Source organism: Pseudomonas sp. CCI3.1 (assembly GCF_034313985.1).
Taxonomy (GTDB): Bacteria; Pseudomonadota; Gammaproteobacteria; order Pseudomonadales; family Pseudomonadaceae; genus Aquipseudomonas; species Aquipseudomonas psychrophila.
The window spans coordinates 5,408,015-5,431,492 of record NZ_JAVIWO010000001.1 but is presented as its reverse complement, the minus strand read 5'-3'; the positions used below and the strand labels follow the sequence as shown (position 1 = coordinate 5,431,492).

25 protein-coding genes are annotated in these 23,478 nt (G+C 54.9%); 2 read left to right on the top strand and 23 right to left on the bottom strand.

The window, feature by feature from the left end; genetic code table 11:
• Positions 1-236: 236 nt before the first annotated feature.
• Positions 237-836, bottom strand: a complete 600-nt coding sequence (locus RGV06_RS25070) for a putative adenosine monophosphate-protein transferase Fic (RefSeq protein ID WP_322151766.1) — start codon at positions 834-836, stop codon at positions 237-239.
• Positions 836-1,006: a YhfG family protein gene (locus RGV06_RS25065; RefSeq protein ID WP_019821961.1), complete on the bottom strand. Its 171-nt coding sequence runs from the start codon at positions 1,004-1,006 to the stop codon at positions 836-838. Before RGV06_RS25065 ends, RGV06_RS25070 begins: the two co-directional genes overlap by 1 nt.
• A gap of 205 nt (positions 1,007-1,211) precedes the next feature.
• On the opposite strand from RGV06_RS25065, the gene RGV06_RS25060 reads away from it, so the two are divergent.
• Both RGV06_RS25060 and RGV06_RS25055 read left to right on the top strand, forming a co-directional pair.
• Positions 1,212-1,595 (top strand): hypothetical protein, encoded by a 384-nt coding sequence (locus tag RGV06_RS25060; RefSeq protein ID WP_240477097.1) that lies wholly within the window; start codon positions 1,212-1,214, stop codon positions 1,593-1,595.
• Positions 1,596-2,829: 1,234 nt separating this feature from the next.
• Complete coding sequence (locus RGV06_RS25055; RefSeq protein WP_322151765.1) at positions 2,830-3,384, top strand: hypothetical protein; 555 nt, start codon at positions 2,830-2,832, stop codon at positions 3,382-3,384.
• Positions 3,385-4,225: 841 nt separating this feature from the next.
• On the opposite strand, the gene RGV06_RS25050 is transcribed toward RGV06_RS25055, so the two are convergent.
• The 21 genes from RGV06_RS25050 to RGV06_RS24950 all read right to left on the bottom strand — a co-directional run bounded on the left by RGV06_RS25050 (position 4,226) and on the right by RGV06_RS24950 (position 23,472).
• A complete protein-coding gene (locus tag RGV06_RS25050) occupies positions 4,226-5,173 on the bottom strand; it encodes a hypothetical protein (protein ID WP_322151763.1) in 948 nt (315 codons plus the stop codon).
• A gap of 467 nt (positions 5,174-5,640) precedes the next feature.
• On the bottom strand, positions 5,641-6,837 hold the full coding sequence (locus tag RGV06_RS25045) for a hypothetical protein (protein ID WP_322151761.1): 1,197 nt from the start codon (positions 6,835-6,837) through the stop codon (positions 5,641-5,643).
• Positions 6,838-6,926: 89 nt separating this feature from the next.
• The gene (locus RGV06_RS25040; protein ID WP_322151759.1) at positions 6,927-7,448 is read right to left on the bottom strand and encodes a lysis system i-spanin subunit Rz; all 522 of its coding nucleotides are present in this window, start codon (positions 7,446-7,448) and stop codon (positions 6,927-6,929) included.
• Entirely contained in the window at positions 7,445-8,113 is a 669-nt protein-coding gene (locus tag RGV06_RS25035; protein WP_322151756.1) for a glycoside hydrolase family 19 protein, read from the bottom strand. The genes RGV06_RS25040 and RGV06_RS25035 overlap by 4 nt, the downstream gene beginning before the upstream one ends.
• Before the next feature lie 58 nt (positions 8,114-8,171).
• Positions 8,172-8,588 carry a hypothetical protein gene (locus RGV06_RS25030; protein ID WP_322151754.1) on the bottom strand — a complete coding sequence of 139 codons (417 nt, stop codon included), beginning with the start codon at positions 8,586-8,588 and terminating at the stop codon, positions 8,172-8,174.
• Positions 8,589-8,644: 56 nt separating this feature from the next.
• Entirely contained in the window at positions 8,645-10,744 is a 2,100-nt protein-coding gene (locus RGV06_RS25025) for a hypothetical protein (protein WP_322151752.1), read from the bottom strand.
• A gap of 135 nt (positions 10,745-10,879) precedes the next feature.
• A complete protein-coding gene (locus RGV06_RS25020) occupies positions 10,880-11,344 on the bottom strand; it encodes a hypothetical protein (RefSeq protein WP_322151750.1) in 465 nt (154 codons plus the stop codon).
• Between the two features lie 17 nt (positions 11,345-11,361).
• A complete protein-coding gene (locus tag RGV06_RS25015) occupies positions 11,362-14,418 on the bottom strand; it encodes a host specificity factor TipJ family phage tail protein (RefSeq protein WP_322151748.1) in 3,057 nt (1,018 codons plus the stop codon).
• On the bottom strand, positions 14,357-14,791 hold the full coding sequence (locus RGV06_RS25010) for a hypothetical protein (RefSeq protein ID WP_322151747.1): 435 nt from the start codon (positions 14,789-14,791) through the stop codon (positions 14,357-14,359). Before RGV06_RS25010 ends, RGV06_RS25015 begins: the two co-directional genes overlap by 62 nt.
• A 2-nt stretch (positions 14,792-14,793) precedes the next feature.
• Positions 14,794-15,273, bottom strand: a complete 480-nt coding sequence (locus RGV06_RS25005; RefSeq protein ID WP_322151746.1) for a DUF1833 family protein — start codon at positions 15,271-15,273, stop codon at positions 14,794-14,796.
• Between the two features lie 10 nt (positions 15,274-15,283).
• Complete coding sequence (locus tag RGV06_RS25000) at positions 15,284-18,577, bottom strand: phage tail tape measure protein (RefSeq protein WP_322151744.1); 3,294 nt, start codon at positions 18,575-18,577, stop codon at positions 15,284-15,286.
• Positions 18,578-18,634: 57 nt separating this feature from the next.
• Positions 18,635-19,006 (bottom strand): hypothetical protein, encoded by a 372-nt coding sequence (locus RGV06_RS24995; RefSeq protein WP_127196279.1) that lies wholly within the window; start codon positions 19,004-19,006, stop codon positions 18,635-18,637.
• Between the two features lie 123 nt (positions 19,007-19,129).
• Positions 19,130-19,387: a hypothetical protein gene (locus RGV06_RS24990; RefSeq protein WP_019829244.1), complete on the bottom strand. Its 258-nt coding sequence runs from the start codon at positions 19,385-19,387 to the stop codon at positions 19,130-19,132.
• Positions 19,388-19,416: 29 nt separating this feature from the next.
• On the bottom strand, positions 19,417-19,767 hold the full coding sequence (locus RGV06_RS24985; RefSeq protein WP_095028573.1) for a phage tail assembly chaperone family protein, TAC: 351 nt from the start codon (positions 19,765-19,767) through the stop codon (positions 19,417-19,419).
• 9 nt (positions 19,768-19,776) lie between these two features.
• Positions 19,777-20,268, bottom strand: a complete 492-nt coding sequence (locus RGV06_RS24980) for a phage tail tube protein (RefSeq protein WP_322151742.1) — start codon at positions 20,266-20,268, stop codon at positions 19,777-19,779.
• 57 nt (positions 20,269-20,325) lie between these two features.
• Entirely contained in the window at positions 20,326-20,691 is a 366-nt protein-coding gene (locus tag RGV06_RS24975; RefSeq protein ID WP_322151741.1) for a DUF3168 domain-containing protein, read from the bottom strand.
• Positions 20,691-21,164: an HK97-gp10 family putative phage morphogenesis protein gene (locus tag RGV06_RS24970; RefSeq protein WP_322151739.1), complete on the bottom strand. Its 474-nt coding sequence runs from the start codon at positions 21,162-21,164 to the stop codon at positions 20,691-20,693. Before RGV06_RS24970 ends, RGV06_RS24975 begins: the two co-directional genes overlap by 1 nt.
• Positions 21,157-21,492: a phage head closure protein gene (locus RGV06_RS24965; RefSeq protein WP_322151737.1), complete on the bottom strand. Its 336-nt coding sequence runs from the start codon at positions 21,490-21,492 to the stop codon at positions 21,157-21,159. The genes RGV06_RS24970 and RGV06_RS24965 overlap by 8 nt, the downstream gene beginning before the upstream one ends.
• Positions 21,489-21,806: a head-tail connector protein gene (locus RGV06_RS24960; RefSeq protein ID WP_322151735.1), complete on the bottom strand. Its 318-nt coding sequence runs from the start codon at positions 21,804-21,806 to the stop codon at positions 21,489-21,491. The genes RGV06_RS24965 and RGV06_RS24960 overlap by 4 nt, the downstream gene beginning before the upstream one ends.
• On the bottom strand, positions 21,799-22,224 hold the full coding sequence (locus tag RGV06_RS24955; RefSeq protein WP_322151734.1) for a HeH/LEM domain-containing protein: 426 nt from the start codon (positions 22,222-22,224) through the stop codon (positions 21,799-21,801). Before RGV06_RS24955 ends, RGV06_RS24960 begins: the two co-directional genes overlap by 8 nt.
• Positions 22,225-22,266: 42 nt before the next feature.
• On the bottom strand, positions 22,267-23,472 hold the full coding sequence (locus RGV06_RS24950; protein WP_322151732.1) for a phage major capsid protein: 1,206 nt from the start codon (positions 23,470-23,472) through the stop codon (positions 22,267-22,269).
• Between the last annotated feature and the right edge of the window lie 6 nt (positions 23,473-23,478).

The window sequence follows — 23,478 nt, the reverse complement described above, 5'->3', positions numbered from 1 at the left end:
GAATGTGGAGGCCGAAGCCGGAATCGAACCGGCGTGGGCGGATTTGCAAGCCACGAGAAAAAATTATTACTTTCAGACAGTTACAAGAGTTTTTTTGCGGGCTTTGGTTATTGGCTCCACGCTGAAAAGCCTGGTCTAGAGCCGTCGAAATTTTGGATGCGGAACAGATTTGAAGCGCGTAAAAACTAAAAATGATTAACTTGGTAACTTGAGATACACACAGTCAATTCACCGACTCACGCCAGAATCTGCTGGCCAATACATCTATTAAACACTTGTTGCAACGGTTCAAGAACACAGTTGTAAGCAGCGATATTTGCGTAAAGCCACTCGTCATTTTCGACGCCCCACCAACTGATTTCAAAACCTGCGTTCATCACGAGGTGTTCAAAAAGGATACGCTGCGTGCGGCCATTACCTTCACGAAACGGGTGAACCACATTGAGGTCTGAGTATGCGTCCGCGACTGCGACGATCAGGTCTGAGCGACTCATGCCCTCAAACCAGTTTGCCGATGCCATGCCCTTAAAAATCTTGCCTGCTTCCTTCTCCATGTAATCCGGCTGACAGAAGCGCGTGTCTTGCTTCGAAATGCCGACTGTCCGAAGCTCCCCGGCCCAGTCATAAAGATCGGAAAACAGAGTACGGTGGATTTTTTGAAGGGAAGCCAAGTTATAGGGTGGGGGGCTGAACTCGATGGTTGCAGCAGCTACGGCCGAGAGCTGCTGCTCAGCATCGTTTAATGTTGAGTCATCTCGAATATCGAGTTTGTTACGAAGAACTGTCGAGCCAGGATAACAATAGGAATCTTGACCAACTCCGTACTTATCTGACATTACGCCCGAGTCTTGGCAAAAGACTTCAGTACCTCTTCACGCGAAGGCAGTTTGCGTTCGGTGTCTGTAATTGTCACTTTGAACCCTTCAAGACGAAGGCTGGCCGCGTAGTTGGATTGGCGCGTTTTGACTGCGTAGGCTTTCTTGGCCTCAAGGCTGATGGTTGCCATTGACTGAGCCTCCTCGAGCTGTGTGTAGGCAGATTGTAGCCCAATTTAACGGTCTGATGGGCCAACCATGGGTATCAAACGGTGGACTGAACCCACTACCATGAGAAGTTACAGCCTATGCTTGGACTTGCATTTTGATTATGCACCCTGATTAACAACGAAGACACCAACATGCCCGCCTCCACAGCTCGCCCCGACCTTGTTTATGAATACCCGGCACACCTGCGTGCTCAGGTCGAGGCCGCCCCGCGGGCATCCGGTGTATTTCTTTTACGCTGAGGGTGATTCGATACCGCTCTACATCGGCAAAAGCATCGACATCCGCAGTCGATTGCTTTCTCACCTGCGCGCACCGGAAGAAGCCCGGATGCTGCGTCAGGCGCAGCGGATCGAGTACCCGCAAACCGCTGGAGAAATCGGCGCCCTGCTGCTGGAATCCCGATTGATCAAAGAACTACAACCCTTGAAGCACAAGCGGCTTCGGCGGCAGCAGCGGCTGTGCTCGTTACGAATTCGCGACGGGACGGGGCGGCTTCAGGGCTCAAATAGGAAAGTACGCCGGGGCCTGCAAAGGCGCAGAAAGCCATGAGGCATATACCCAACGCTTGTTGAGTGCTTTGGAACGCTGGGCCGTGCATGACTGGCCGTATCCAGGCGCAATCGCATTGCACGAGCGACATGGCGAGATCTAGGGTAACCGCGCCATGAACCCCACATTCAAAGCGATTAGCTGATCCCCGATGCTGTACTCCCGATTTTTTTCCGGAGCCTGCAACTCATGATGCGTCCCGAAGCCAAAGTTGAAAAAGGCTATCTCTACCCGAAAGTCTTGCTGAACCCGCTGCCGAAGAATTAGATGAAGAGTTGCTCGCGCCGACTAAGCAACGTGGAACTGCACAGCTCAATTGAATTCCTAAACGCGCCGCACATCTTTGACTAGATAGGGTTTATGGAGCGCTTACAAAAGAGGCTCGCAACCTAAAATGCGGAACACATCACCTCTTTTTCGCAGCCATAAAAAAACCCCGCAGACGCTAATCTACGGGGCTTTCGAATGTGGAGGCCGAAGCCGGAATCGAACCGGCGTGGGCGGATTTGCAAGCCGGGTCTGAAGTCCTTTATAACCGTAGCCTGTAGGCTGTTTGGTGTTCCATTAGTAGGAGATCTCCTATGCCTTGCAGGCCGCATTCCGTCTAGGCTCGGTCTTAGGTTATGGACCCAAAAAATCATCAATTTCACAGCGCTCTGCTGGTTGAGTAAAACCCAGGGCAATGTGCCTACCCGCCTAGCACCCCATTCAAGCTGGACTTACTCAGCGCCAGTAAATACGGGACTCCAGCAACAGGCGCTCGCTGCAACGACACCCTACGTTGTAGAGCAATGAGTGACAGTGTCACTCGAAAAAACACTGAGGCCTTTTGGCCTTTCTCCGGTGTTTTCCCGAACGAACGCACTTCCGACATGCACATATTAACTGCTGTAGGCCATCTTCTTGCTAGGCGATGTTCCAACCGCTTATGCCTTGCTAGATGCGGAATATCTGTGCCTGCCATGACGCACGTCACCGGCGAACCTCACCACAGAACAAGGAAAGGGAAAGGGAAAGGGAAAGGGAAAGGGTCGAGCGTAGTGACATAGCCATAATTGCATGAGCTTATGGTCGATAGATGCCATCGACCAAGGACGACACCAAAGAAAAAAAGCGCATTTTTAGCTCTGCAGGGATATTGACGCGCTCCAAATAAAATGTTTACCTAGAAAGTGATCGCGGGGCTCCCGAAAGGAACTTCGCTGTGTATGAAAACCACAAAAGGAAATCCTCTATGGCTTATTCCAGCCTGTTTTCTGTTATTCATGATGAACAACATCCCATCGGCAATATCGGCCGGGGCAGCCATTATTCTGTCTTAAGCTGCGCTCAGTGGAATGATCGCTTCATGCAGCCTCAAGTTACTGGCAATGCGGAAATTCAAAAACTCGCAGTAATTTGGGACGAAGATCATGATGAGCGGATTATTCCAATACTCGAAACCGCGTATACCCAATGCTTGATCGCTCCCGTTAAATTTGTAGGGGAGCGTAAAGGACATCTATCAGTAATTGTTGACTCTGATTTTTGGAAGTACTGCAACAACAAACGGGAGTTCACTCAGGCGTGGGAAAAACTCGCTGGCAGTGTAGGTGACGACTGGTGGAGTTGTGAGGTTCAGCCGGAAAGCGAAGCTATCAAGTCAGGCATTATCCATCCTGGTGGAGACAAGATGATCGTGTATCTCAAGAATATCGACAATCTCTGGTCGCTCGGCATCGCACCCTATAAGGCGCCATACCGTGCACCAGTAACTCCCCACGCTAGCGAGCTTGACCCACAAATTTAAATGACAGCTTTATGCCAGCCTTGCTGGAGAAGCTCTAGACCGATATCGGTATGGCGATATCGGTCCGAACTGGCCGCCCTACACACCGCTTAGGCCCATTGCTGAGCCCGCATAAGTACTCACCCACTCTGCAGTGACATCAGATTAGCTGAGTGCTAGTGGCTGCCTTGACGTCCTAGTACCCCATTCAAGCTGGACTTACTAAGCGCCAGTAAATACGGGACTCCAGCAAAAGGTGCTCGCTGCAACGACGCCCAACGCTGCTGGACAAGGAGTAGCGATGTCACTCGAAAAGTCACTGAGATTTCAGCCTCCTCCCGCGACGTCCTACCGAATGAACACAAACCCGAAATAGCTAAAGATTTGCAGTCCGATAGGAGTACTCAAGCGGGCCGTGGCTTGTAGCGATATTCCCTTCCGAAACTTTGGCAGTGTAGAGCCACTGTAAACCTCGTAGGGTACGGCCCCTATCTTTAGTTTAGGAACTGCTCGTCTTCCGGCGTCCTACCGACCAAATTCATCCCATCTACCTCAGAAAATCATCTGATTGTTGTCAGCACACTGGAGTTCTGAATGGCGGCAATCGGTAAGAAGCGTTCAATCCCTAAGTAGCTGCCATTCGTGATTTGCCAGCGGGTGTCAGCTATGCAGCGATAACTGCGGGCCATGTCTGTAAGTCGAAATACCGGTTTTAACCACATACTGGTCGTCTCGTGCAACAAGGTAGTCTCCTGCTCGCCGACAGGTGTTAGGTAGGTGGTTGTCAGCGGCAAATCGGCAGCTGGCGATTTACAACGCCATGTCTTGTTTGAGGTCTAGCTTGTAGTTTGATAATTTGCCTTCATATCGCGCGTCTGGACAGATCCGCTCCGTGCGCCGGATCCAAAGAGTAACTTTTAATTTTTGGGTGATTAACAATGAAATTCCACATATCATCATCAGATGAAAATGGTTCAAAGCCATAAATTTCATCTAGCTTTTTCACCGCCTTTAAAAAATACAATGGTGTGGCATAGGCTCGAACCCCTGGGCAATCATTAAAACGATGCTCTTGCTGAGACGCGATCATCCAAAATAGTGGTCGCCACCAAGAATAAGAAAAGTCACAACGCAAGATGATTTCGCGAGCGTTATCACGGCCAGTCAACATGGTGAAGAAATTGATAAGTTCGTCGAGTTTGTAGCGGTGGTGCTGCTCCTGAAGAATGAATTCGTCATAGCTCTTGGAATATGTAACCTCCGACACTCGCTCCCAGCAACTTGATTGAAGAGTGAGTTGTTCTGCGACAAAAAAACGGCTCACCACAAAATCAAAGTACTCCTTACTTGCTACACATGGAATAAGCACGCTCATTGAAGAGTTTTTCACGTCCTGAAAATATTGGCTGCAGTACACCTGAAATAGATCTAGCACTGATCGCTCATCCGCATGGATGGCAACTTTAAGACTGGCCCGAGCCATTTCACCGTTAGCCAAGGCTGTATCACTAATCGCACGAGCCGTGGCTGTGTTGGCTTCTGCTGTCTTCTTTAGATCATCTGCAGTAACACTCAACTCGCGCATTTGAAGATAAATCGTGATGAGTACTCCAGCACACGCTAGCCCCGCAAACAATGCATTAACGCTACTGAAGGTATCTGCTAACGGCTGACTCGTCAGATTTTTGATAAAGTCTGATGGATTGGAAACCCACCACCATGCACCAATCCAGATACCAATTATGAGAAAAATTACCGCCACAACGGCAAGCTTCCCAAGATTCAACGGTCTAAATATCCTAGTTCTCATTATCCAACTCCATCAAATGTTTGAATCGTCCCGGGTTTCGTGGACGTTCGGTAACCGCTATTGGCCAATTACTGCCGGACAAAAAACCCTCTGATTCGTCGACCGGGTCTTAACTTCCCTAGAGATTTGTTGAGCACAATCAACGATCTGAAATTTACCGGCAAGCCCCTAACCGCCTAGCACCCCATTCAAGCTGGACGTACTCAGCGCCAGTAAATACGGGACTCCAGCAACAGGCGCTCGCTGCAACGACGCCCAACGCTGCTGGATACCGAGTAACGAGGTCACTCGGAAAGTCACTGAGGCTTTTCTTTCCTCTGCCGGGCAAATAGCACCATAGCGTACAAGGTTACTCAATAAGTTCAAAAAGGACGTGCAGCCGCGGCTCCAGTTAAAATGCCAAAGAAACAAAGGCCTCGCCCCCCCATAAAACCCCATAAAGTCTGAGGCACACCCTTACATAACAATTACGTCAGCCTTGCACTATCATGTGCTGCCGCAATATACAAATGACAAAAAGTATCATAGTCAATAATGGTAATTTCAGGATGATTTAAACATGCCTGCTCTATATCGACCAGACAAGCATTTTCCCAACTACCCACAATGAGGATTAACTTAGGATTGGATACTTTTACTCCATGCACCTCAAAAGCATGTCTTGCATTTTCTTCGTAAGTGAAATATTCACGATATGTATTCAACTGAGCTATTCCGTCATAAATATAGTCATTGAATTTCTTTCTACTCGTCTTGCTATTTGTCAGACTCTTGTATTTAAATGCAGCTGTTTTCAAATCACATATATCATAAAATCCGTCCAATCTCTTTATCAACAAGTCCGGATTGATGGATTGCTCATCCCGAAAGAATTTAGACTCCTTCCACTGAAAGCTTTTCTCATAAAGAAACTCATCACACGAAAAAGACTTTTTTAAAAAGTCAGGATGCAAGCGAAGAAACTCACCCAAAGTTGTTTCATGAACACCTTGAGATAAATATAAATTTTGAAACTGCCCTGCAGCTACAACAGACTCACCCCCGGCTGAAACTGTATGGACTGCAGACACCTCATCACCTTTTTGCTGTCGAGAATAGAACTCCTTCAACTCCCCAGCCTTAACAGAACTTGAAACTACCATCAGGGCTAAAATAGATTTACACCTATATGCGCTCCCTCTCTGATTCACTATCAAACAATTATGAAAAGATGCCGACCGAAAAGCATCACTGAATGCAACAACACTCCCAGACGTTTCAGCCTCTGAAGTGCGTATCAATCGAGTCGAAATATTACCAAACGCAGGAAATCTTTTTTTAACCTCTTCAAAGTCCCCTGCATGGCTTAGACACAGCCACTCTAAACGAATATCACTGCCATCAAGCACAAATAATGGCGTTTCAGCAGAGTCATCAAACTGATTGAAATACTTTGAAATTGACTGAGTCCGACTCTTCTTCAGGCTCAGCCCAACATATTCAAAACCAGCGCCCAGCAACTCCGCCACATAATATCCCTCGCAATTTGTAACCATCAGAATATTAGGAAACAGAATCCCCCCCTCCCCAGAGCAAAGTTTCCCTGCCTTCTTGGCATCCGAAATCCCACTCATATAGTCTCGCCAAAACTTAAGTGTAACTCGCTCAAAATCCGTAAAGTCCATCTCCCCTCCACTAACGAGCCAACCACCGAGTTCAAACACCCCCGAATAATAGATGCATTCACTGGTTAATCCAGAAAAATCAATCACTATTAGTAAGTTAAGGCTCTTACGAAGGACTGACATGCAGACAAAGCAATCAGTCCTTCATCCCCATCCCCAGTGATTCCGAGAATTCGTTGAGCATGCGCTCGGTCAAGTTGGGCGCTATGGGCGCCATGAACCACGCCGCCGGCGGTGGAGGTGGTTTGCATCGCGTCACCGCCAGTTGAGGCGGAGGCATCGAGTTGGACTGACAGCCGCAGGTCAGCAGTAGCAAGGCGATCACGCAGGCGCGCTTGTTTAATTTTTTCATCGGTAAGGGCTCGGTAATGGGCTTGGTCGCTGGATGCCAACCATTGCTCTAGGGCTATACGTTTGTCCTGCTCCGCCAGGATTAACGCAGAGTTGACGTTGGCCAGATTGGTGAGCCTGGCTTGATTAGCTGTTTCCTTTGTGGCCAGTAGCTGCCCGTACGCGTTGGCCTGCCACACCCACGCGGCTCGCGCACTACCAGCCATCAAGGCACAGGTCAGCAGCAACACTCCGCACCACTTCACCGCATCGATGTTCACGCCAACACCTTCAGTGCCCGGGCATACAGCGCTTGGCGGTCTGCCGAGCCGTTCTGGCCGCCGTTGATGCGCTGGGTGATGGCGTCGAACTTACCAGCATCCGCCAAGGTGTTTAGCCCATTGGTTGCCCAGAACCACGCAGCTGACATGCAAGCGTGCTGCGGTTTCTCCAGCAGCTCAGGTTGCGTGATCAAGTCCAGGCCCAGCGCGTCGCCACAGGCGCGGTAGTTGTTCTTACCGGTGATCTGGATCAGGCCTCGCCCACGATACTTCCAGCCGTCTCCCTGCTCGGTGTTGCCCATGCGGTTGCCGTAGACGATGTTGGCGATCTGCTCGGGCTTACGGTCAACACTCAGCGCCAGGGTGTTCGGCTTGTTGCGCACTTTGCCGGACACCTGCACTTTGACGTATTCCCCCTTACCGTCTGGCTCGGCGTATCGGCTCGGCCATGTGTTGGCCAGGCCGTCAGCGCTGTAGTTGAGGTTTTCCACCAGACGCGCCAAGTGGCCGGACTCATGGCCAACCTGGGCAATGAAGGCCGCCATGCGCTTCTGGCCCACGATTTGGTACCGGTTCATTGCGGTGTTTAAGACAGGCACAAAAACGCCGGCAACTTGGCCGGCGTTCGGGAGGATCTGCAGCAGTTGCTGCAAGGTGATGGGCATAGTTTTCTCCAGGCGAAAAAAAATCCCGCTCGATGGCGGGTTGGCTTGTGGATGTTGATCAGTTGAGCAGCAGTGCTTTGGCTTCGTTGGTCGACAGGTTCAGGTCGTACTTCTCGACCAAGGCAGTCACTGCAAAGTCGTTGCCGTCATAACCCCCGGTTGCGAGTTGCTTGCGGTAGGCCTGTACCTCACACCAGCGCCGGTAGGGTCGAATGAATTTGTACAGCAGCGAGTGGAGGAACGGTGCCAGGCCAAACAGAGGCCATAGGAACGGCGAGACCAGCAGTGTCAGTAGCGTGCCGATCAGCAGCCCCAGGGCAAGCCAGGCGTACCACTGACGCACATGCACTTTTTCATGCTCAAGCAGGCCGATGTCATCTTTGTACTTCGGCAGTATTTTGATAAGCGGGCCTTGAGCGGTGCCACCAAATCCGTTGGGCAGTTCTTTTGCGTACTTAATCAGGTAGAACTTCACTCTTTCCTCCATACGGAAAAAAGCCCGCACAGTGGCGGGCATGCTTGGCTATAGGATCAGGCCTGAGCCCCGACTACTGTACCGTCCGTTTCGCTGGTCGGGTCTCCGTTCTTGATACGCAACCTCCCGGACGAGTCAATCCAACGGGTGTACTCACCACGTAACAGCTCAACATTTCGCCAAAGTCCAACAGGATTCTCAGCCCGCTCGTTAACCGAGTAGTTAACCCCATTTCCGGTGTAGTGCAGGACGTCTACGTCCCCCTCAGAGGTATTCCCGGATGAGCGGATACCGTTCAGACCGTTCGTGCTTACTGCCGGGCCTTTATCATCATGCCGGTGGCAATTGAACACGGTGGACTTGCTGCCTGAACCTGACAAGTAAATTGCCCCGCGAGCAAAGATATCTGCCGGAACACCGATAGACAGAGGGTTTTCCATTTCCAGTCCTTCCACGTCAATACGCACTGTCGAGCGTACTGGGTGTCTCCCTGTGTCCGCGAAGGTCATGCCGTTGAGCTTCGACCGCCCACCAAGGCAGACGATGCTATCGATTGCCGCATTAGCGGAATGCCCGCCCCTGACTTGAACAGGGTAATTTGCTTGAATGTCAGCATTCCGGGAATACGCAAACCCGCAATCGATGATGGCAAATCCAGCGGTGGGGGCGGTGACGCGGATATGCTGCTGTGTCACGTCCATACCCTCGCCAGTCATGGAGCCCTTGAAGTTGACACCAATAGCCTTGATGCGAGAGTTCGTCTTAACCGTGCCGGTGTAGACGCCATAAAATGGTATGAAGTTGAGGAACCCGCCGATGATGGTAACGTCGGATACGCCATCCAGCTTAATACCGCCATACCGTGTCTTGAAGGCACTGCAGCTTTGGACGGTTGTGGATTGCCCGGTGTGATAGCCATCACCCGTGCCTTCAAAAATAGCCAAGTGCCCACTACCGTTGTCAGCAACACAGTTGAGCATAAATCCGTCGTTGGTGATCCCCTTGGTTCTCACGCCTACGTCCGCAAAAAACCAACAGTCCCTTACGTCCCAGCCAGAAACATTGTCGAGGAATATGGCGCTGACTCCGCCCACAGTCTCGGCAAAGCAAATGTCTGTAACTTTAGGTATGAGTCCGCCAGGATCCCGTACGAGCACGCCGTCAACCATCCCCCATCCAACGTAGAACAGCTGACCTATGCCGGACTGGTTGGAGAACACGCGTGTGGCGGTGTAGCCTCCGCCCTGCGCCCAATCACCCTTACGCACGTGAACTGGTCGTGTGATCCGGTAGTTACCGCCCGTCCGTAGTTTGATCCTGCGACCGCCCGCCTTACGGAACGTGTAACCGTAGTCGTGCACATACTCACCATCCGAGCGGCAGGCTAGGCGAAGAGCGTCTGTGTCATCCTGAACACCATCACCGATGGCCCCATACCACTCCGGCCTCACCGTGGCAGTGTGGCCCATGCGCACAACGCGCCCTCCGGGAACTTCGAAGACGATGCCGCCGTCAGCCGGGATAGTAGAGCCAGCCGAAAACTTAAAGTCTCCACCGCCCAGCGGGCCAACGTATGGCGTCATTGCGGCCCATCCGCCATGATAGGACGCGACACGATAGGTCAGAGACTCTTTGAGTGTTGCCGTTAGTAAGTCCGCAATTGACGCTATCGAAACAACGCCGCGCCCGAGGATGGCCGCGCCTTTAGCTGGATCAGTGAAGTTGGCCATATCCTGTCGAAGCGAATCATCACCAATCAGCTTGAGCTTCGACTCGTCACCGGCCCAGTTCGTAGTCAACAGCGGCAGAAACTGGCTTTTTACCCGGTACTCCTTCCCCAAATAGGTAACGGTTTGAGTAGCGCGCTGTAGGATTAAGCCGGGGGCATATGGGACAGGAGCCTCAAAACCGCTGGACTCCAGGAACTTAGCGAACTGGATCTCTCGATCAGTCTGGGCTGTATTGAATTCAGTGGCGCGGCGCAGGCGATCCGCAACGTACTCGGCCTCCATGCCCTTCCACGACTTGCGCGGCACGCCCTTACGATCTGGGTATGACGGATCATCCCCGAGCAGCAACAGGTCCAGGTTCCGGGCATTATCGGACAGGTCTTTTGGGGAGGTCGACCCGATCGGGTTGCCAGTGTTGTAAGCCATGGGCAGTTTCTCGCAGGCGCGACGACACCTCCGCCAAAAGTGCGGATGCGTAAGCGCTGTTTTAAGTTTCCGGCGAGCTGCCGGTGGAAATTATGTAGAGGTGCAGCGGCCAGGGCTGGCCGTTACGGGGCTGGCTCAGCATTCAGTTTGCTTCGGCCACTTCTGATTCATGGCTATATCGAAAATGTCTGACCCAAGGATGTAGTCCGGTGCATCCACTATCCACTCCTTATCAATCAGTGGTCGCTTGAACAGACTGAGCTGAGCACTGAACCGCCAGAGGTCCACACCCACCAAGACCGGGCCGCTGTAGATGTCGACGAAGTTGGCCCGGTACGGCTCCAGGCCCATCGGGGTCAGGAGTGGGCATTCGAACGGCAATGATCCAGACAGCAGAACGTATTCAAACCACCCTTCAAACAACTGCGCCTCGGACGGTGTCAGCAACCAGGTGACAGTCGCCACAGTTGGAGTGCTGACAAAGGCCCGACGACGCTCTGAGCGCCCGCTCACCAGTTTTGTGCTGGTCATCGGGCTGACAGGATCAAAGCCGTAGCCCTCCCGCTGAGGCGTAGGCAGACCTTCAGGGTATGCAAGCATGGTTAGCAGATCCTTTATCAGCCAGGCGCCGTGGCGTGGTCGTAGGTGTAAACGCGGGCGTCATAGGGCATTCCCTTCATTGAGACGTTGCCGCCGGAAGGATCGGCCGAGGTCACCAGCACCGGGTAAGCCCACTTGTCAGCAGGGCCAAACAGCAGGCGTGGTGAATTCAAGGCCGGATCGTTGCTGGGCACGAAGTCCAGGTCATCGACCCTGACGTGGAACTCATCGATTTGAGTGGCCGGATAAGGCCCGGACAGCGTGCCGTCCAATCGACTGATACCGATCTTGTGAGCGCCGCCGGCAGTCCAATCCAGTGGTTCTGACGACTCCAATATCAGCCCGCCAATGACCGGCTGAACGCCAAATAACAGCGCACTTTGACAAAGCCCCGGCGTATCACTGGCAACCGCGCAAAAGCTCAGGTAACCCGAGTTGCGCCCGGCCAGCGTGGTCGCCCAGGTGTAAGTATCCGATCGGAACAGTTGGTGCCCACGGCGGCGCATACCCCACCGATAGGCGCGGTCTCGATCAGTCACCCCGGGCAGTTTGACCTTCTCGACCTTCAGCCCAAGATCACCAGGCCATCGGCATTCAACGGTTTCCCAGGCCCAGCTTTTACTCGAGTAAAACTCAACGTCTACAGCGTCATAGTCATTGATCGAAGGAAGCGGGCCGCTGATCTTCAAGGCGGTGGTCATGTTCTGCGGCGAGTAGGTTTGGGTCTTGGGGCCGTACTCGCGCTCAAATACGGCTCTTGGCTCATCACGGACTGGCCTGATGAGCCCGTTAGCGATAGTCAGCTCAGCCCAACCGCAGGCGAGCGCATTGTTCAGCGCTTCCTTGGCAATACTTGAGGCATCAATCGTCTCGTCGTAGAGCTGGCCATCGGCAACACAGGACGCGTGCAACTGGTCAAACTCTTCAAGGTCGATGTCGGCGTCGGTGTAGCCCAGCGATTTGAGTACATTCAGCACCCACGGCACGATGTCGCGTGTAGGTGCAGGTGCTTGCCAGGCACCGCCGCTGCGCAGTGGAAGGATACGGGTGGCCTCCAGATTCACCTGGCTCTCTGATTGCGCTGAGAGTCGGTCAGCGCCACGAATTTTGGCCGAGATAACTGTCATGCCCGGATAGCTGGTTGGACGAATCTGGCGCAGCCCGCGCAAGCCGTACCACATCATGTCGTCGTTGACCTCGTCAGCGTTCGCGCCGCCGATCTTGGGTAGGCGCTTGAGGCGACACTCAGGGCGCATTGGATAAGGCAGCTCATGTCGGAAGGTAAAGCCCTGGGCGTCACGCGAAGCACCACTCACCCATCTCGGCAATACCGTCCAGGCACCGGCCACATCCGCATCCCGGTACTCAAACTGGTGGCCTGATGAAATAGCGTACATGTCCCCTTTCTTTCCGAGACCAATCAGGCCGTTGGCCGCAAAGACGGAATACTCGATAGCGGTGACCTTCTCCCCGACCGGGCTGCATACGAAGGGACCGCGGTACCCACCCTGCAAGCTGGACGGGTCGAGGTTGATCACGCTGTTAACGCTTTCCAGATAGCTGAACCCTGACCAATCCTCATCAACGGCACCTGCGGAGGTCAGACGCTCGACTTCAATAATGGAACTACCGGAGGCTGTGATGCGATACCGCAACCCTCTAGGGCCAATGCAGGCCAAGCCAGTGCCCAGCGCAAGGCCATTCGCAGGCGCTCCGCCGTCATAGTTCAAGGTCATCTCTGCGGGCTGCTCAGGCGATCCGCTGGTTGGGGCAGTGCCGATGCTGCTGATTGGACTGCTACCGAAAAGAGTCGCGTCCGTCGATGTCAGCGGCAGACCGGTAAAAGCGGACGTTTCCGTGATCAGCAGTCGGCCCAGCGAGGCGCTGGCAATGAATGGCGCAGCGCCCTTGGCAGCGTTGAACGCCGATACCAGACCGGCAAGGTCGGTTGTCGCAGTGCTCAGGGTGACCGGGTATGCCGTCCCGCCTCGGCTGACGGTGAACGACAGCGGCGTCACATCAAAGTCGTAGTGCGCAGGAGCACTGGAGCCCCGCAGCGTTGAAGCCGTACCTGCGCCGGGCGGTATTGCAGGTGCATAAGGCGTGTAGCTGTTGACGATGTACAACCCGCCGTTGGCACCCACAACCTCAATCGGCATGCCGACTTCAGGATTGAGCATCTCCAGAGGGCCTTGGACGATGTCACGCCCCGGCCCACCATCGATGACCGTGTATTCGTAGTAAGCCAGCGCACGAATCACCAAACCGCTGACCCAGTCGGCAGGGAACGCACCCGCTCCCGCAGGGATCGAAATGGTATCGCCATTAAACTGGTAGGCCGAAGCCCGCGCCGATGGAGTGATGCTGTTCGAAACCGTCAGCTGTAGGCCAGCCGATCCGCTCGAACTCGCTCCCACCTCGGCCACATTGAACCAGAGCATCGATGCGGTATCGCCCGAGACATCCGCACCAGGCGGATAGATCGTCACACGGGCATCGGCACCCAGCGAAATCAGTGGAGTTTCACCCACCTTGATCTTGCTGATAGGAATATCCAGATCGCCCGCCGAGACGTAAAGCAGCATCTCGATCCACTGCTCCCGTGGAGAAACAAACCAAGTACGTGGTTCCGCCAGGTAGGACGGGTATACCTTTTGGTGCCCCGCGATCTGGCGAATGGTGTCGCCCAGCTTGACCTTGTTGCCCTTGGCGCTGGCCTCGGTCAGGGGATTGCCCTGCACAGTAGAGTTTGAAGGCATGCCGGGCATCTTCGGCACCATCATCTTCATCACCGCCTTCGCGCCTGCGAACAGGGCGTAGGTGATGCTGAAGGGGTCAGTACCCTTGGGCTCGCGATAGATCTCGACATGATCAGACGGTTTGAAAACCACCTTGTGCCAGCGTTTCGCTTCTATCAGTTCGTCATTCAGCACAATGCTGATCGGAGGCGACTCCATCCGCTGGTAGCTGGGTGACTGCTCGATCAGCCACTGCTCCAGCGTCATGCGCCGATCAGTCGTGTACGTGACCATCGGCGCCGAGCCGGCCATCTTGTTCGGGAAAAATTCGATCACGGTAGAAGACCACCCTTGGAAAGTCAGTTTCAAACTCACGGACGGTGCGCAGTCGTGCACCGCCTGGGTTGGTGTCCAGCACCTTGAGCCTGCCATCAGCCTCGACCACCACGCCGACATGCAGGCATAGCGCGCCACGAAATACAGCCGCAATGGCGCCGATCTCTGGAGGGCAGGTTTCCATGCCATGCTTTAGGTCGTGGTAAGCGTGGGTGTTCTCGCGTAGCCGGTCCTTGCCTACAGCGCCCAGGCTGGGCAGCAGAGGCAGACCCAGTAGCTGATGGCGAACCGCGATGCACAGCCCCCAACAATCGAAGGCAATAGGTCCCCGGCCGCCATCCCGGTAAGGGGCGGATAAGTAGTGTTTAAGCATGGTTAGATGTACTTCAGGCCTGGTGCGACCAATGTGGTGAGCTTGTCTCGCGGGAACCCAATGTTCAGCAGGTCAAAGAACCCGCAGGAAAACTTGGCTGTGTTATCGGCGTACTCTCGATCCAGCACCGTGAGGTGGTAAATCGATGTCGGATAACTCAGATCACTCAGCAGGTATTCGCGGTGAGTAATGTAAATCCGTTTTCCAGCAAGCCGGTATTCCTCGACGACCTTCTGCACGTTGCCCAGCGTGTTATCAATTTCGATGTTCAAGCTTTGGTATCCGCTGCCGTCACTCTTGGGCAGCGCATCCCCCATCGCCACACCCGGGAAGGTCAGCTCCCTGCCGTCCTCGGTACCGCACGTCCAGTCATCGAAGCCCTGAGAAAACAGCAGTGTGGTGCTCTCTCCTTCTGCCCGGACTTCGACGGTCTTGATGATCATGTCTCCGCCAGAGGCGTAGCATTGTTCGATTGCGCTCATGCGATACCTCCTATCCAGCTTGGCGTTTCAGACCGTAGGCGGCCTCGAGTGAATCTGACGCCTCGTTTCCTCCGGATCGAATCTGCGCTGCCCATAGGTTCAGGTATTCAGAGCCATCAGAATTGGTACCTCTCTCGCTTTGCCCTGCACGAGATCTGTCCTCGATGAGATTTACAGTCAGGCCTTTCCCGCCTGCCCCTCCGCCTTGCGCGACCTGCTCCAGCGTACGATCCAACTTGGCACTGGTCTGAGCAGTAGTAACCCGCTCACCCTTTTGCAGCAACCAGGTGCCGGTTTCCGGTACTGCATCGATGCCGTCGTGCGCCATACCGGCCACAGAGCCGATCATCCCCATGAAACTGCCCGCTGCACCCAGGGCGGAAGCCGCAGCCGCCGGCGCCGCAAACGGGCCAACGATAGGAATGGCTGCCGTCGAGGTGAAGGCGTTCAGAGCAGCCATGGCTACCTGAGCCGTACCCCACTGAATCAGCATCTTCAGCGCGGAACTGGCGAACGTCGCGGCCATATCTGAGAAGGACAACTTGCCAGTGGTCACGAAGTTGTACAGCGCGTCATTCATGCCAGAGAAGGCATCGGTGAACATGTCCTTGGTCTGGCCGGAAATGTCCCGACTCTGATCCAGATAGTTGTTCCAAGCATCGCCCACACCGTCCATCCAGTTGCTCTGGGCGGCATCGAGCTGGTTGTAATAGTCCTGCTGGATCACCATGCGCTCGGCGAGTGCCTCGCTGAGCAGCTCGGTTTCCTGCTCGTACAGCTCCTGACTGATATCACCAGCATTGCGCTGCTTGAACAGGTCAGAGACCTGCTTGTCATGCTCCTGTTGGATTTCAAGATCGGCCTGGAGGCGCTCTTTCAGCTTGTCGCCGGAGCCCGCGCCGGCCAGTTCAATTTTGAAGCCCTGCCTGATCGTTTGGTTGGTGTCTTTCAGGGTTGTGCCGAATGCAGCCAGCTTGACGGCGTCTTCGTTGGCCTGTTTCAGCTGTTTCAGGCTGTCCAGTTCGACAGCCAGACCCTCAAGGCGCTTTTGCTGCAGGGCATTGATGCCTACCAACTTGCCGCTTTCAATCTCAAACTGCAGCTTGGCTACTTCCGTGGCATTTTTACGCGCATCAGTGGTGGTATTGATAAGCTCGATTTGACGCTGATAATCCTCTTCCGTAGACGCGAATTTCTTCTGCACCTCGGAAACTGACTTGGTGTCGGCTTTCTGCATTTTGAGACTGGCATTAACCTTGTCGATCGCAGCAGCGTGCTTGAGCGCTTCTTTTTCAGACTCTGGATCCAGCTTGAGAATGCCTGCGGAAAGCTGGGCCCGAAGTTTTTCAACCTCAGTCAGCTTTCCGGCGACGACTGCCTGTTTTTTCAGACTGTCCAGATAGCTCTGACCCGCTTTGTCGCTGGCAAATCGCACACCATTCAGCTCTGCCTGAGTTTTCTGAATGGCGCCTTTGAGCGCCTCTACCCGCTCGCCTGCCTGGTCCAGCGGCAACGCAAAAGGCACGTCACCGCCCGAGTCAGCGCCCGACTGCAAGCGGTCGTACACCTCTTCAGCATTTTTGAGTTCAGATTGAAGGCCATCAAGGGCGCCGCTCAGCTGTTCAAACGAACGCTTACCCAGATCATCAGGCAACATCCCTTTAACAGCACGACGAATGCGCGTAGACGCATCATCAAATGCGTTTGCAGCCTTGCTTGTACCTTCTTCAGCTTTGTCGCCAAAGTCCAAAAACGAATAGGCGATAAGGCCCACAGTGATAATCAGTCCAGGCCAGCCAGCGGCCAGAGAAAGCAAGGTGCGGCCTGCTTTTGCAGCCATCGCAAAAGCTGCGCCAAGAGCAGTGCTACTGGCGGCCCATGCGGCCATTGTTGATGTTGCGGCCACTTGTGCAACTGCCAGTTGACCATTGACCACGGCAAGCGCTTCAGTCGCAACGGTGCGTTGTGCCAGAGATGCAGTGACGGCCGCAGAACCGGCAATGGTGGTTGCCGTCAACTGCGCCTCGGCGGCGGTAAGCTGCCGAATGATCGCCGTTTCTGCCAATCGTAGCTCGGCCATCCGGGCGACCGATTGCTGCCGGCCAATATCAGAGATTTGTGCGCGTAGGCGCTGCTGTTCAAGCTCAAGTTCGGCTACTAATGCCTGCCGAACAGTTTGCAGACGCGCCAAATCAGCCGTCTGCACTTGGCGCGACGCAAGCACCGACGCCTCAGCACTGGCAACGGAGCTTCGCGCCCTCGCCAAATCTGCAACAACACCTGCCTTTACAGCCTCAAGCCTGCGCACTTCACCCGCCGTGGCGACAGAGTTTGCCATTGCAAGCTCGGAGGATGCCTTGATGTTGACGCCCATTGCATAGGCGTTGCTGATCAGCGCTCCCGCTGTTCTTCCCAAAACGACCAACAGCCCGGCTTCCAGAATCCGGGTAAAGGTTTGAAGCTTCCCAGAGTCCAGGGCCGCAGATAAATCCAGCACTGCCGTCACAAAAGCCCGGGACACGCCCAAGGTGTTGTCTAGCGTACCGATAGCCCGTGTTGCGCTGTTTTCAAGAACAGTAAACGCACCGCTGATAGTGGTTTGCGCCCGGGCAAACTGGTCATCAATTGACTGGGTTTGGCTAAGAATGGCCCGAAACAGTTTTTCGGATGTAATTGATCCTGTTTCGCCGAGCTTTCTCAGGTCTCCTACTGCTACCCCCAGACCGTCAGCAATTGAGCGGGCGAGGCCGGGCGCCTGCTCGAGCACCGAGTTCAGTTCCTGCCCGCGCAGTACACCAGAAGCAAAGGCTTGCCCAAGCTGGACCAGCGCCCCGGCTGCGGCACCGGCAGACACGCCGCTGGCCGACATTGCCTTACTGATGGACTCAGTAACCTGGATCATCTCCGTCTGGCTCACGCCCAGAGCGGAAGTGGTTGAAGCGATTCGCTGGTAGAGCTCTGCCGTAGGCTCAAGCGCCGCCTGCGATCGCTGCGCTACCTCAAAAACCTCTTGAGAGACCTTAGCCAGCTCTTGCTGGCTCACGGTCACTTGCTTTAGCCGGTTCTGAACGGAGGTCCATGTTTCAGCGTAGGCAATGAGTTCGCGTGTGCCCAAGTACCCAACAGCAGCCACACCAATTGATTTAAGCGAGCTGACAATCTGGCTGCTCGCGCTTTGGGTCGACCGCTCGATTTGGCCCATGCGGTTTGTTGCCGTTCGGGCGGCGCGATCCATTCCTTGTTCAAAACCGCCAATACGCGCAATGAGATCGAGCGTCAGGGTTCCAAGTGAGCGCGAGGCCATTTGATTTTCTCCAGGCGAAAAAAAACCCGCCGGAGCGGGCCATACTTCAACAACGAATCAAAAAGTGATCGCCATCAACTTCTTCCATGTACCACCATCAGTTGTAGCCATGAATTTCCGGCCATCCTTCAAGTAAGCAGCAAAAGCTACTTCCTTCTTGTTGCCGCCAAGCAACATCCCGCCAATTGCCCCGATCGGGCCCAGCAAAACGGCCCCTGCCACACCCCAACCGGCTGTGCCTGCAAGTTTCTTGACCTTTTCCTCATCGAGTAACTCGGTTCTCTCAAGCTCCAGCCCAAGGTTGATGGTCTCTCCTTTCCAAGGATGATCCTTGGTGCTTGCCCGGGTCAGAATCGACGTCCCAAACATGCCGGAATACTGCCAGGCACCTTTATCAATATCACCAGCTTCAACTTTAACTGTCGCCATACGCCCTCCTTGATTGATGGCTTAACAATAGCACCGGCTAATGAGACACAGGCCATAGCTTGCGGATTAACCAGAGTTACCACAGAGAATCAATGGGAGAAAAAGGACCCAAGCGCATGCCACTCACTGCCACGTAGCCATAGCCTCTTCCAGGCTGATCGTTGCCTGCGCCTGGCTGTAAACCATGAAATCGCTCAGATCCATTTTCCCGCCGGCCACTTTGCTGGTCAGGTGGGTCAACAGCGCGAAGTGACGCTCCAGGCGCCGGTTCTGATCCAAAGTGCCGTACTTTTCCCGGTAAGCGATCCAGTCCAGCACTTCGCGGTGGGTCAGCCGTTCCTTGGCTTCGGCAATGGTGCTGCCTCCGATGCGGTTCAGCACCAGTTCGTGCCAGAACTCATCGGAGGCGCTTAGTTTTTTGCTTGATCCTTCCCGGTGCCGTTGGCTTCATTGACCGCGGTGAGGATGGCAAAGCCCAGGGACGACTCCAAGCTGAAGGCATCTTCGTAGCTAAGCGCTTCAGCACCCTCTTCACCCAGGAACACGCTGGCCGCGATGTATTTGGCGTTGCGGCTTTGCTCGGCTTCGTCCGGGGCAAACAGGCGTTCGATGACACCGAACGACTGGCGGCGGATATGCACGTTGAATTTATCAGTCACGTCCTTGCCGGTGGCCGGGTCGGCGTGGACCCAGGTGACTTCTTTTTTAACCAGCGCTCCGTCGACGATGCCGCCTTTGGCTTTGAGTTGCTTGAGGTTCATGGAAAGCCCTTAGATGGTTTTGCGAATCCAGGCGAGGCCGCCCGAACGCTGGATGGAAACGGTCGATGCAACCACTGCGTTTGCCGCGAAAGAGAACGGGAAGTCGGCCACATAACCCTCAAAGGCACACCAGGTGCGCGTCTTCGGGAATTCAAAATCGTCACCTGCCTCATTCAAGGTCGGAGGTGCCTCCCCATCGGCCCAGCCAATGGCCCACTTGATATTGTCTTCACCGTCCGCTTCGTACAGCTGATGCATGCGGACGTGGCTTGCATTAGTGGGGTCGGCGTTGAGGCCAATGGATGCCTGGCCGGGCGTGCGCAAACCCTTCTTGTAACGGCGATCTTTATCACTGAGGCATGTGTCTTCGATCTGGTCTGCCGGTGAGCCAGCAGGGTCGAAGGTGGTGATGCACTCCACCTCCATTACGGTCAACGGGCCGGTACCGGGCGCAGCCGGCACGAGGATGTAAGCCTGCGTGCCCTGTGTGAGAACGGACATGGGTGTCTCCTTTAAACGAAAAAGCCCGCTCAAGGCGGGCCGGGGGTCGGTGTTGGTTTAGCGCGGTACCAGCCAGTCCACATCGAAGCTGTAGCGGTAGGTCTTGGTGACCGTGTTATGTGAGTCGCCGCCCCAGCGCACAATGTTGGCCTTGAGCTCGATGGCGTTTCTGATGGCTTTGGCCGTGTCACGGGTCTGGGTCACGGACACGCCATAAACATCGATTTGCAGGCTGAAACCGTCGATGTCCGGGCGGTGAGCCAGATAATATTCAGGGTTGCCTCCGACCGTCTGCCACACCACATAGGGCTTGGCCACCCCTTCCGGCGCTTCGCCAAAGGGGTAGATCCGCACGGGCGAAACGCCCAGCAAGTCCGTTACCGCCGGGTCGGCGGCGCACACGGCGAATATCGGCGCGTACATCAGCGTGCCCCCAGCAAAGCGTTGATTTCAGTATTCAGCACTGCGACAAAACGATCAGTGACAGCCTGCACGTTGCTGGAAAACGCCGGGCGCATAAATGGCGCCGCCGGATTGTGCTCGGTACCGAGCTCGATGTAACGCCAGTGCCGGGTGTCGCCGCCGGGGTTGCCGGAGGCGTCCTTGCTGTGCTGATTTGAGCCCGAGCCGCCGCGCACGCCGACCCGCATCACCACCCCGCCTTCGCGCCTGGACTGCTTGCTCGACTCCTGAGTGATCAGGTTGCGGAACACCTTCTCTTTGGTGGCCGGGTCGTCGATGGCTTTGGCGTTGGCTTTCGCGGCATCACGCACGATGTTCATCGCTGCCCGGGCCGCTTTGCGCAGGCCTTTCTTTTGCAGGCGTGGGCCCAGGGTGCGCATTTTGTCGACCACGCCATTGAGCCCTTGGATATTGAACTGCATACCGTCAGCCATCATTCACCCCCGTAGCGACAACAAGGGTCAAGTACTCCAGGCCCGAGTTTCTGTCCGGGAGCGGCTGACCGATGATTGTGAAGATTTGCCCGCGATGCAGGATGCGCATGGTCGGCAACACGCCCGAACGATAGCGGATGGTGATACGTCCGCTGGCCTGGGACTGGCTGGCTTGCGCTGCAATCAGGTCTCGGGCACTGAGTGGGTCGACTGCCGCCCAAACACGCGCAAAGTCCACCCAGGCTGTGGCCATCTCGCCTGTGGCCGGGTCTTGCTGTGCGGTCTGGTGCTGGATGACGATCTGGTGCCGCAGAAGACCGGCTCTCATATATTCACCCAGCGGTGAGGCTGCCAGAGGGCATTAGTTGCCATTGGCAGTTCAATCGCACTCACGCCGACCACTACCGACTCCCGGCTGTTATACCAGGTGCCGATCAGCAGCAAGGCCCCTTGGCGAATCGTTTTGCTGATGACCAGCGCATTACCCACCGGATCAGGCAGTGCATCATCAGCGCCAATCAGCTTGCGGTTGGTCCAGGTCTCAAATGCGCTGAGGGCTGCATCCGTATAACCCTGAATCAGCTCATCCTCACCGTCATGGTCGACCCGTAAATGAGCCTTGACGATGGGCAGTTCAAGCACTGGCAGGTACCAGCGCCTGGAGCATTGCCTTATTGGCATCGGCGTCGAAGGTGATGCCCTCGGCGGTCAGCCACTCCTTCAGTTTGGGTACCGTCATCTTCATCGGGTCGGTTTCGATATCGGCGTCTTTCTGTGCCTTGATGGCCAGGTCGATCTCGTCCTGTGAGCTGCGTGACTCATAGCCAACAGGCGGATAGTTGATAGCCTGATAGCCCGCCTCGACAAACTCGGCGATGCTCGGCCCGTCCAGTTTCAAGCCTGAATGGCCTTGTGTATCGAGATAGGCAGCAACACCGAGGTGCTCGACCGCCACCAGCGCGCAGCGATCCGAGACTTCCTGCTCACCGGCAAGGATCTCAATCACTTGATTGCCATCGACGGCGAACGGGAACGCTTTCTTCACGAAAATAATCGGCATATTTCCTCCAGCATGTGTGGGCGCCCGAAGGCGCCCAGCCAATCAGGCATCGGCGCTCAGGGTGAGAATCTTGACGGCCTGCGAGTCAACGAGCATGCCGCCGACACGTTTGGTGGTGTAAAAACCAACAAACGGCTTGTTGGTGTAGGGGTCACGCAACACACGGGTACCGATGCGATCGACAACGGTGTAAGCGCGTTTGAAGTCACCAAATGCAATGGCATTGGCATCGGCAGCCACATCCGGCATATCTTCGTTTTCGGTGATGCCGTAACCCAGCAGAACCGAAGGCGCGCCAGCTTCCAGGCCCGGGCGCCACAGGTAATTGCCCTCGCTGTCTTTCAGCTTGCGGACATAGGCCACGGTCAAGTTACCCATCATCCAGGTGCCGTTAGCGCGGTAGCCCGCCTTGAGCGCGTGAATGAGGTCGATCAGATTGTCACCGGTGATCTTGCCAGCCGTACCAGTGATCAGCTTTTGCAGAACACCGAACGCACGCTCATCGTCGCCCTTCAAGTCCAGGCCGTAAGCCAGCAGACCTTTAGGCTTGTTGACGCCATCACCCTTGAGGAAGGCATTGCCTTCCTTCTCGGAGAAGTCGCGGGCCACCTCACTGTTCAGCCACTCTTCTGCATTGAAGAAAATGTCGTCGAGACTGGTTTGGGTAGCTTGCGGGTTGGCATAGAGCTCACCCATATAGGCCGAGATATTGCCCAGCTTCGGGGTATTGGTTGCCGGACGTGGATCGGTTTCACCTACCCAGCCGGAGCCGTGACCGCCAAGATTCACCAGACGCTTGTAGTCCGGGCTACCCACAGTGATCTGATTGCAAACCTGGCGCATTGGCGATGCATCGCGCAGCAACTCGATGATGCTGCGGTCCAGCTCTTCCGGAACCGCAAAACCGCCGTCCGACTCAACACCGACTTGCAATGCCTTGGCCTGCAGTTCGCCCAGACCGGTTTCGATACCCTTACGCACAAACTGCAGAAACGCAGTTTTATGCTCGCTCGCAGCCTTGGTGCCGGTACCGTCAGGACGCTTGAGCGCGATCAGCTCTTTTTCCAGCGAGCTTTTCAGCTCGTCCAGTTCGCTCAGCTTTTCGTTGAGGGTATCAACCTGCCCAGACAGCTTGCCCTTCTCTTCTTCCAGACCGTCGATGCGCTTGTCGTTGGTCTTTTTGAATTCGTCGAACTTCTTGCCCAGGGCTTCGGCGACGTCTTCGATATCTTTCTTTTCTACAGCCATGAGAGG

Excerpts from the sequence above, each read along its gene's own strand:
- RGV06_RS25070 (WP_322151766.1), bottom strand. The coding sequence starts at position 836 with ATGTCAGATAAGTACGGAGTTGGTCAAGATTCCTATTGTTATCCTGGC.
- RGV06_RS25065 (WP_019821961.1), bottom strand. The coding sequence starts at position 1,006 with ATGGCAACCATCAGCCTTGAGGCCAAGAAAGCCTACGCAGTCAAAACG.
- RGV06_RS25060 (WP_240477097.1), top strand. The coding sequence starts at position 1,212 with ATGAATACCCGGCACACCTGCGTGCTCAGGTCGAGGCCGCCCCGCGGG.
- RGV06_RS25055 (WP_322151765.1), top strand. The coding sequence starts at position 2,830 with ATGGCTTATTCCAGCCTGTTTTCTGTTATTCATGATGAACAACATCCC.
- RGV06_RS25050 (WP_322151763.1), bottom strand. The coding sequence starts at position 5,173 with ATGAGAACTAGGATATTTAGACCGTTGAATCTTGGGAAGCTTGCCGTT.
- RGV06_RS25045 (WP_322151761.1), bottom strand. The coding sequence starts at position 6,837 with ATGGACTTTACGGATTTTGAGCGAGTTACACTTAAGTTTTGGCGAGAC.
- RGV06_RS25035 (WP_322151756.1), bottom strand. The coding sequence starts at position 8,113 with ATGCCCATCACCTTGCAGCAACTGCTGCAGATCCTCCCGAACGCCGGC.
- RGV06_RS25025 (WP_322151752.1), bottom strand. The coding sequence starts at position 10,744 with ATGGCTTACAACACTGGCAACCCGATCGGGTCGACCTCCCCAAAAGAC.
- RGV06_RS25020 (WP_322151750.1), bottom strand. The coding sequence starts at position 11,344 with ATGCTTGCATACCCTGAAGGTCTGCCTACGCCTCAGCGGGAGGGCTAC.
- RGV06_RS25010 (WP_322151747.1), bottom strand. The coding sequence starts at position 14,791 with ATGCTTAAACACTACTTATCCGCCCCTTACCGGGATGGCGGCCGGGGA.
- RGV06_RS25005 (WP_322151746.1), bottom strand. The coding sequence starts at position 15,273 with ATGAGCGCAATCGAACAATGCTACGCCTCTGGCGGAGACATGATCATC.
- RGV06_RS25000 (WP_322151744.1), bottom strand. The coding sequence starts at position 18,577 with ATGGCCTCGCGCTCACTTGGAACCCTGACGCTCGATCTCATTGCGCGT.
- RGV06_RS24995 (WP_127196279.1), bottom strand. The coding sequence starts at position 19,006 with ATGGCGACAGTTAAAGTTGAAGCTGGTGATATTGATAAAGGTGCCTGG.
- RGV06_RS24985 (WP_095028573.1), bottom strand. The coding sequence starts at position 19,767 with ATGAACCTCAAGCAACTCAAAGCCAAAGGCGGCATCGTCGACGGAGCG.
- RGV06_RS24980 (WP_322151742.1), bottom strand. The coding sequence starts at position 20,268 with ATGTCCGTTCTCACACAGGGCACGCAGGCTTACATCCTCGTGCCGGCT.
- RGV06_RS24975 (WP_322151741.1), bottom strand. The coding sequence starts at position 20,691 with ATGTACGCGCCGATATTCGCCGTGTGCGCCGCCGACCCGGCGGTAACG.
- RGV06_RS24970 (WP_322151739.1), bottom strand. The coding sequence starts at position 21,164 with ATGGCTGACGGTATGCAGTTCAATATCCAAGGGCTCAATGGCGTGGTC.
- RGV06_RS24965 (WP_322151737.1), bottom strand. The coding sequence starts at position 21,492 with ATGAGAGCCGGTCTTCTGCGGCACCAGATCGTCATCCAGCACCAGACC.
- RGV06_RS24955 (WP_322151734.1), bottom strand. The coding sequence starts at position 22,224 with ATGCCGATTATTTTCGTGAAGAAAGCGTTCCCGTTCGCCGTCGATGGC.
- RGV06_RS24950 (WP_322151732.1), bottom strand. The coding sequence starts at position 23,472 with ATGGCTGTAGAAAAGAAAGATATCGAAGACGTCGCCGAAGCCCTGGGC.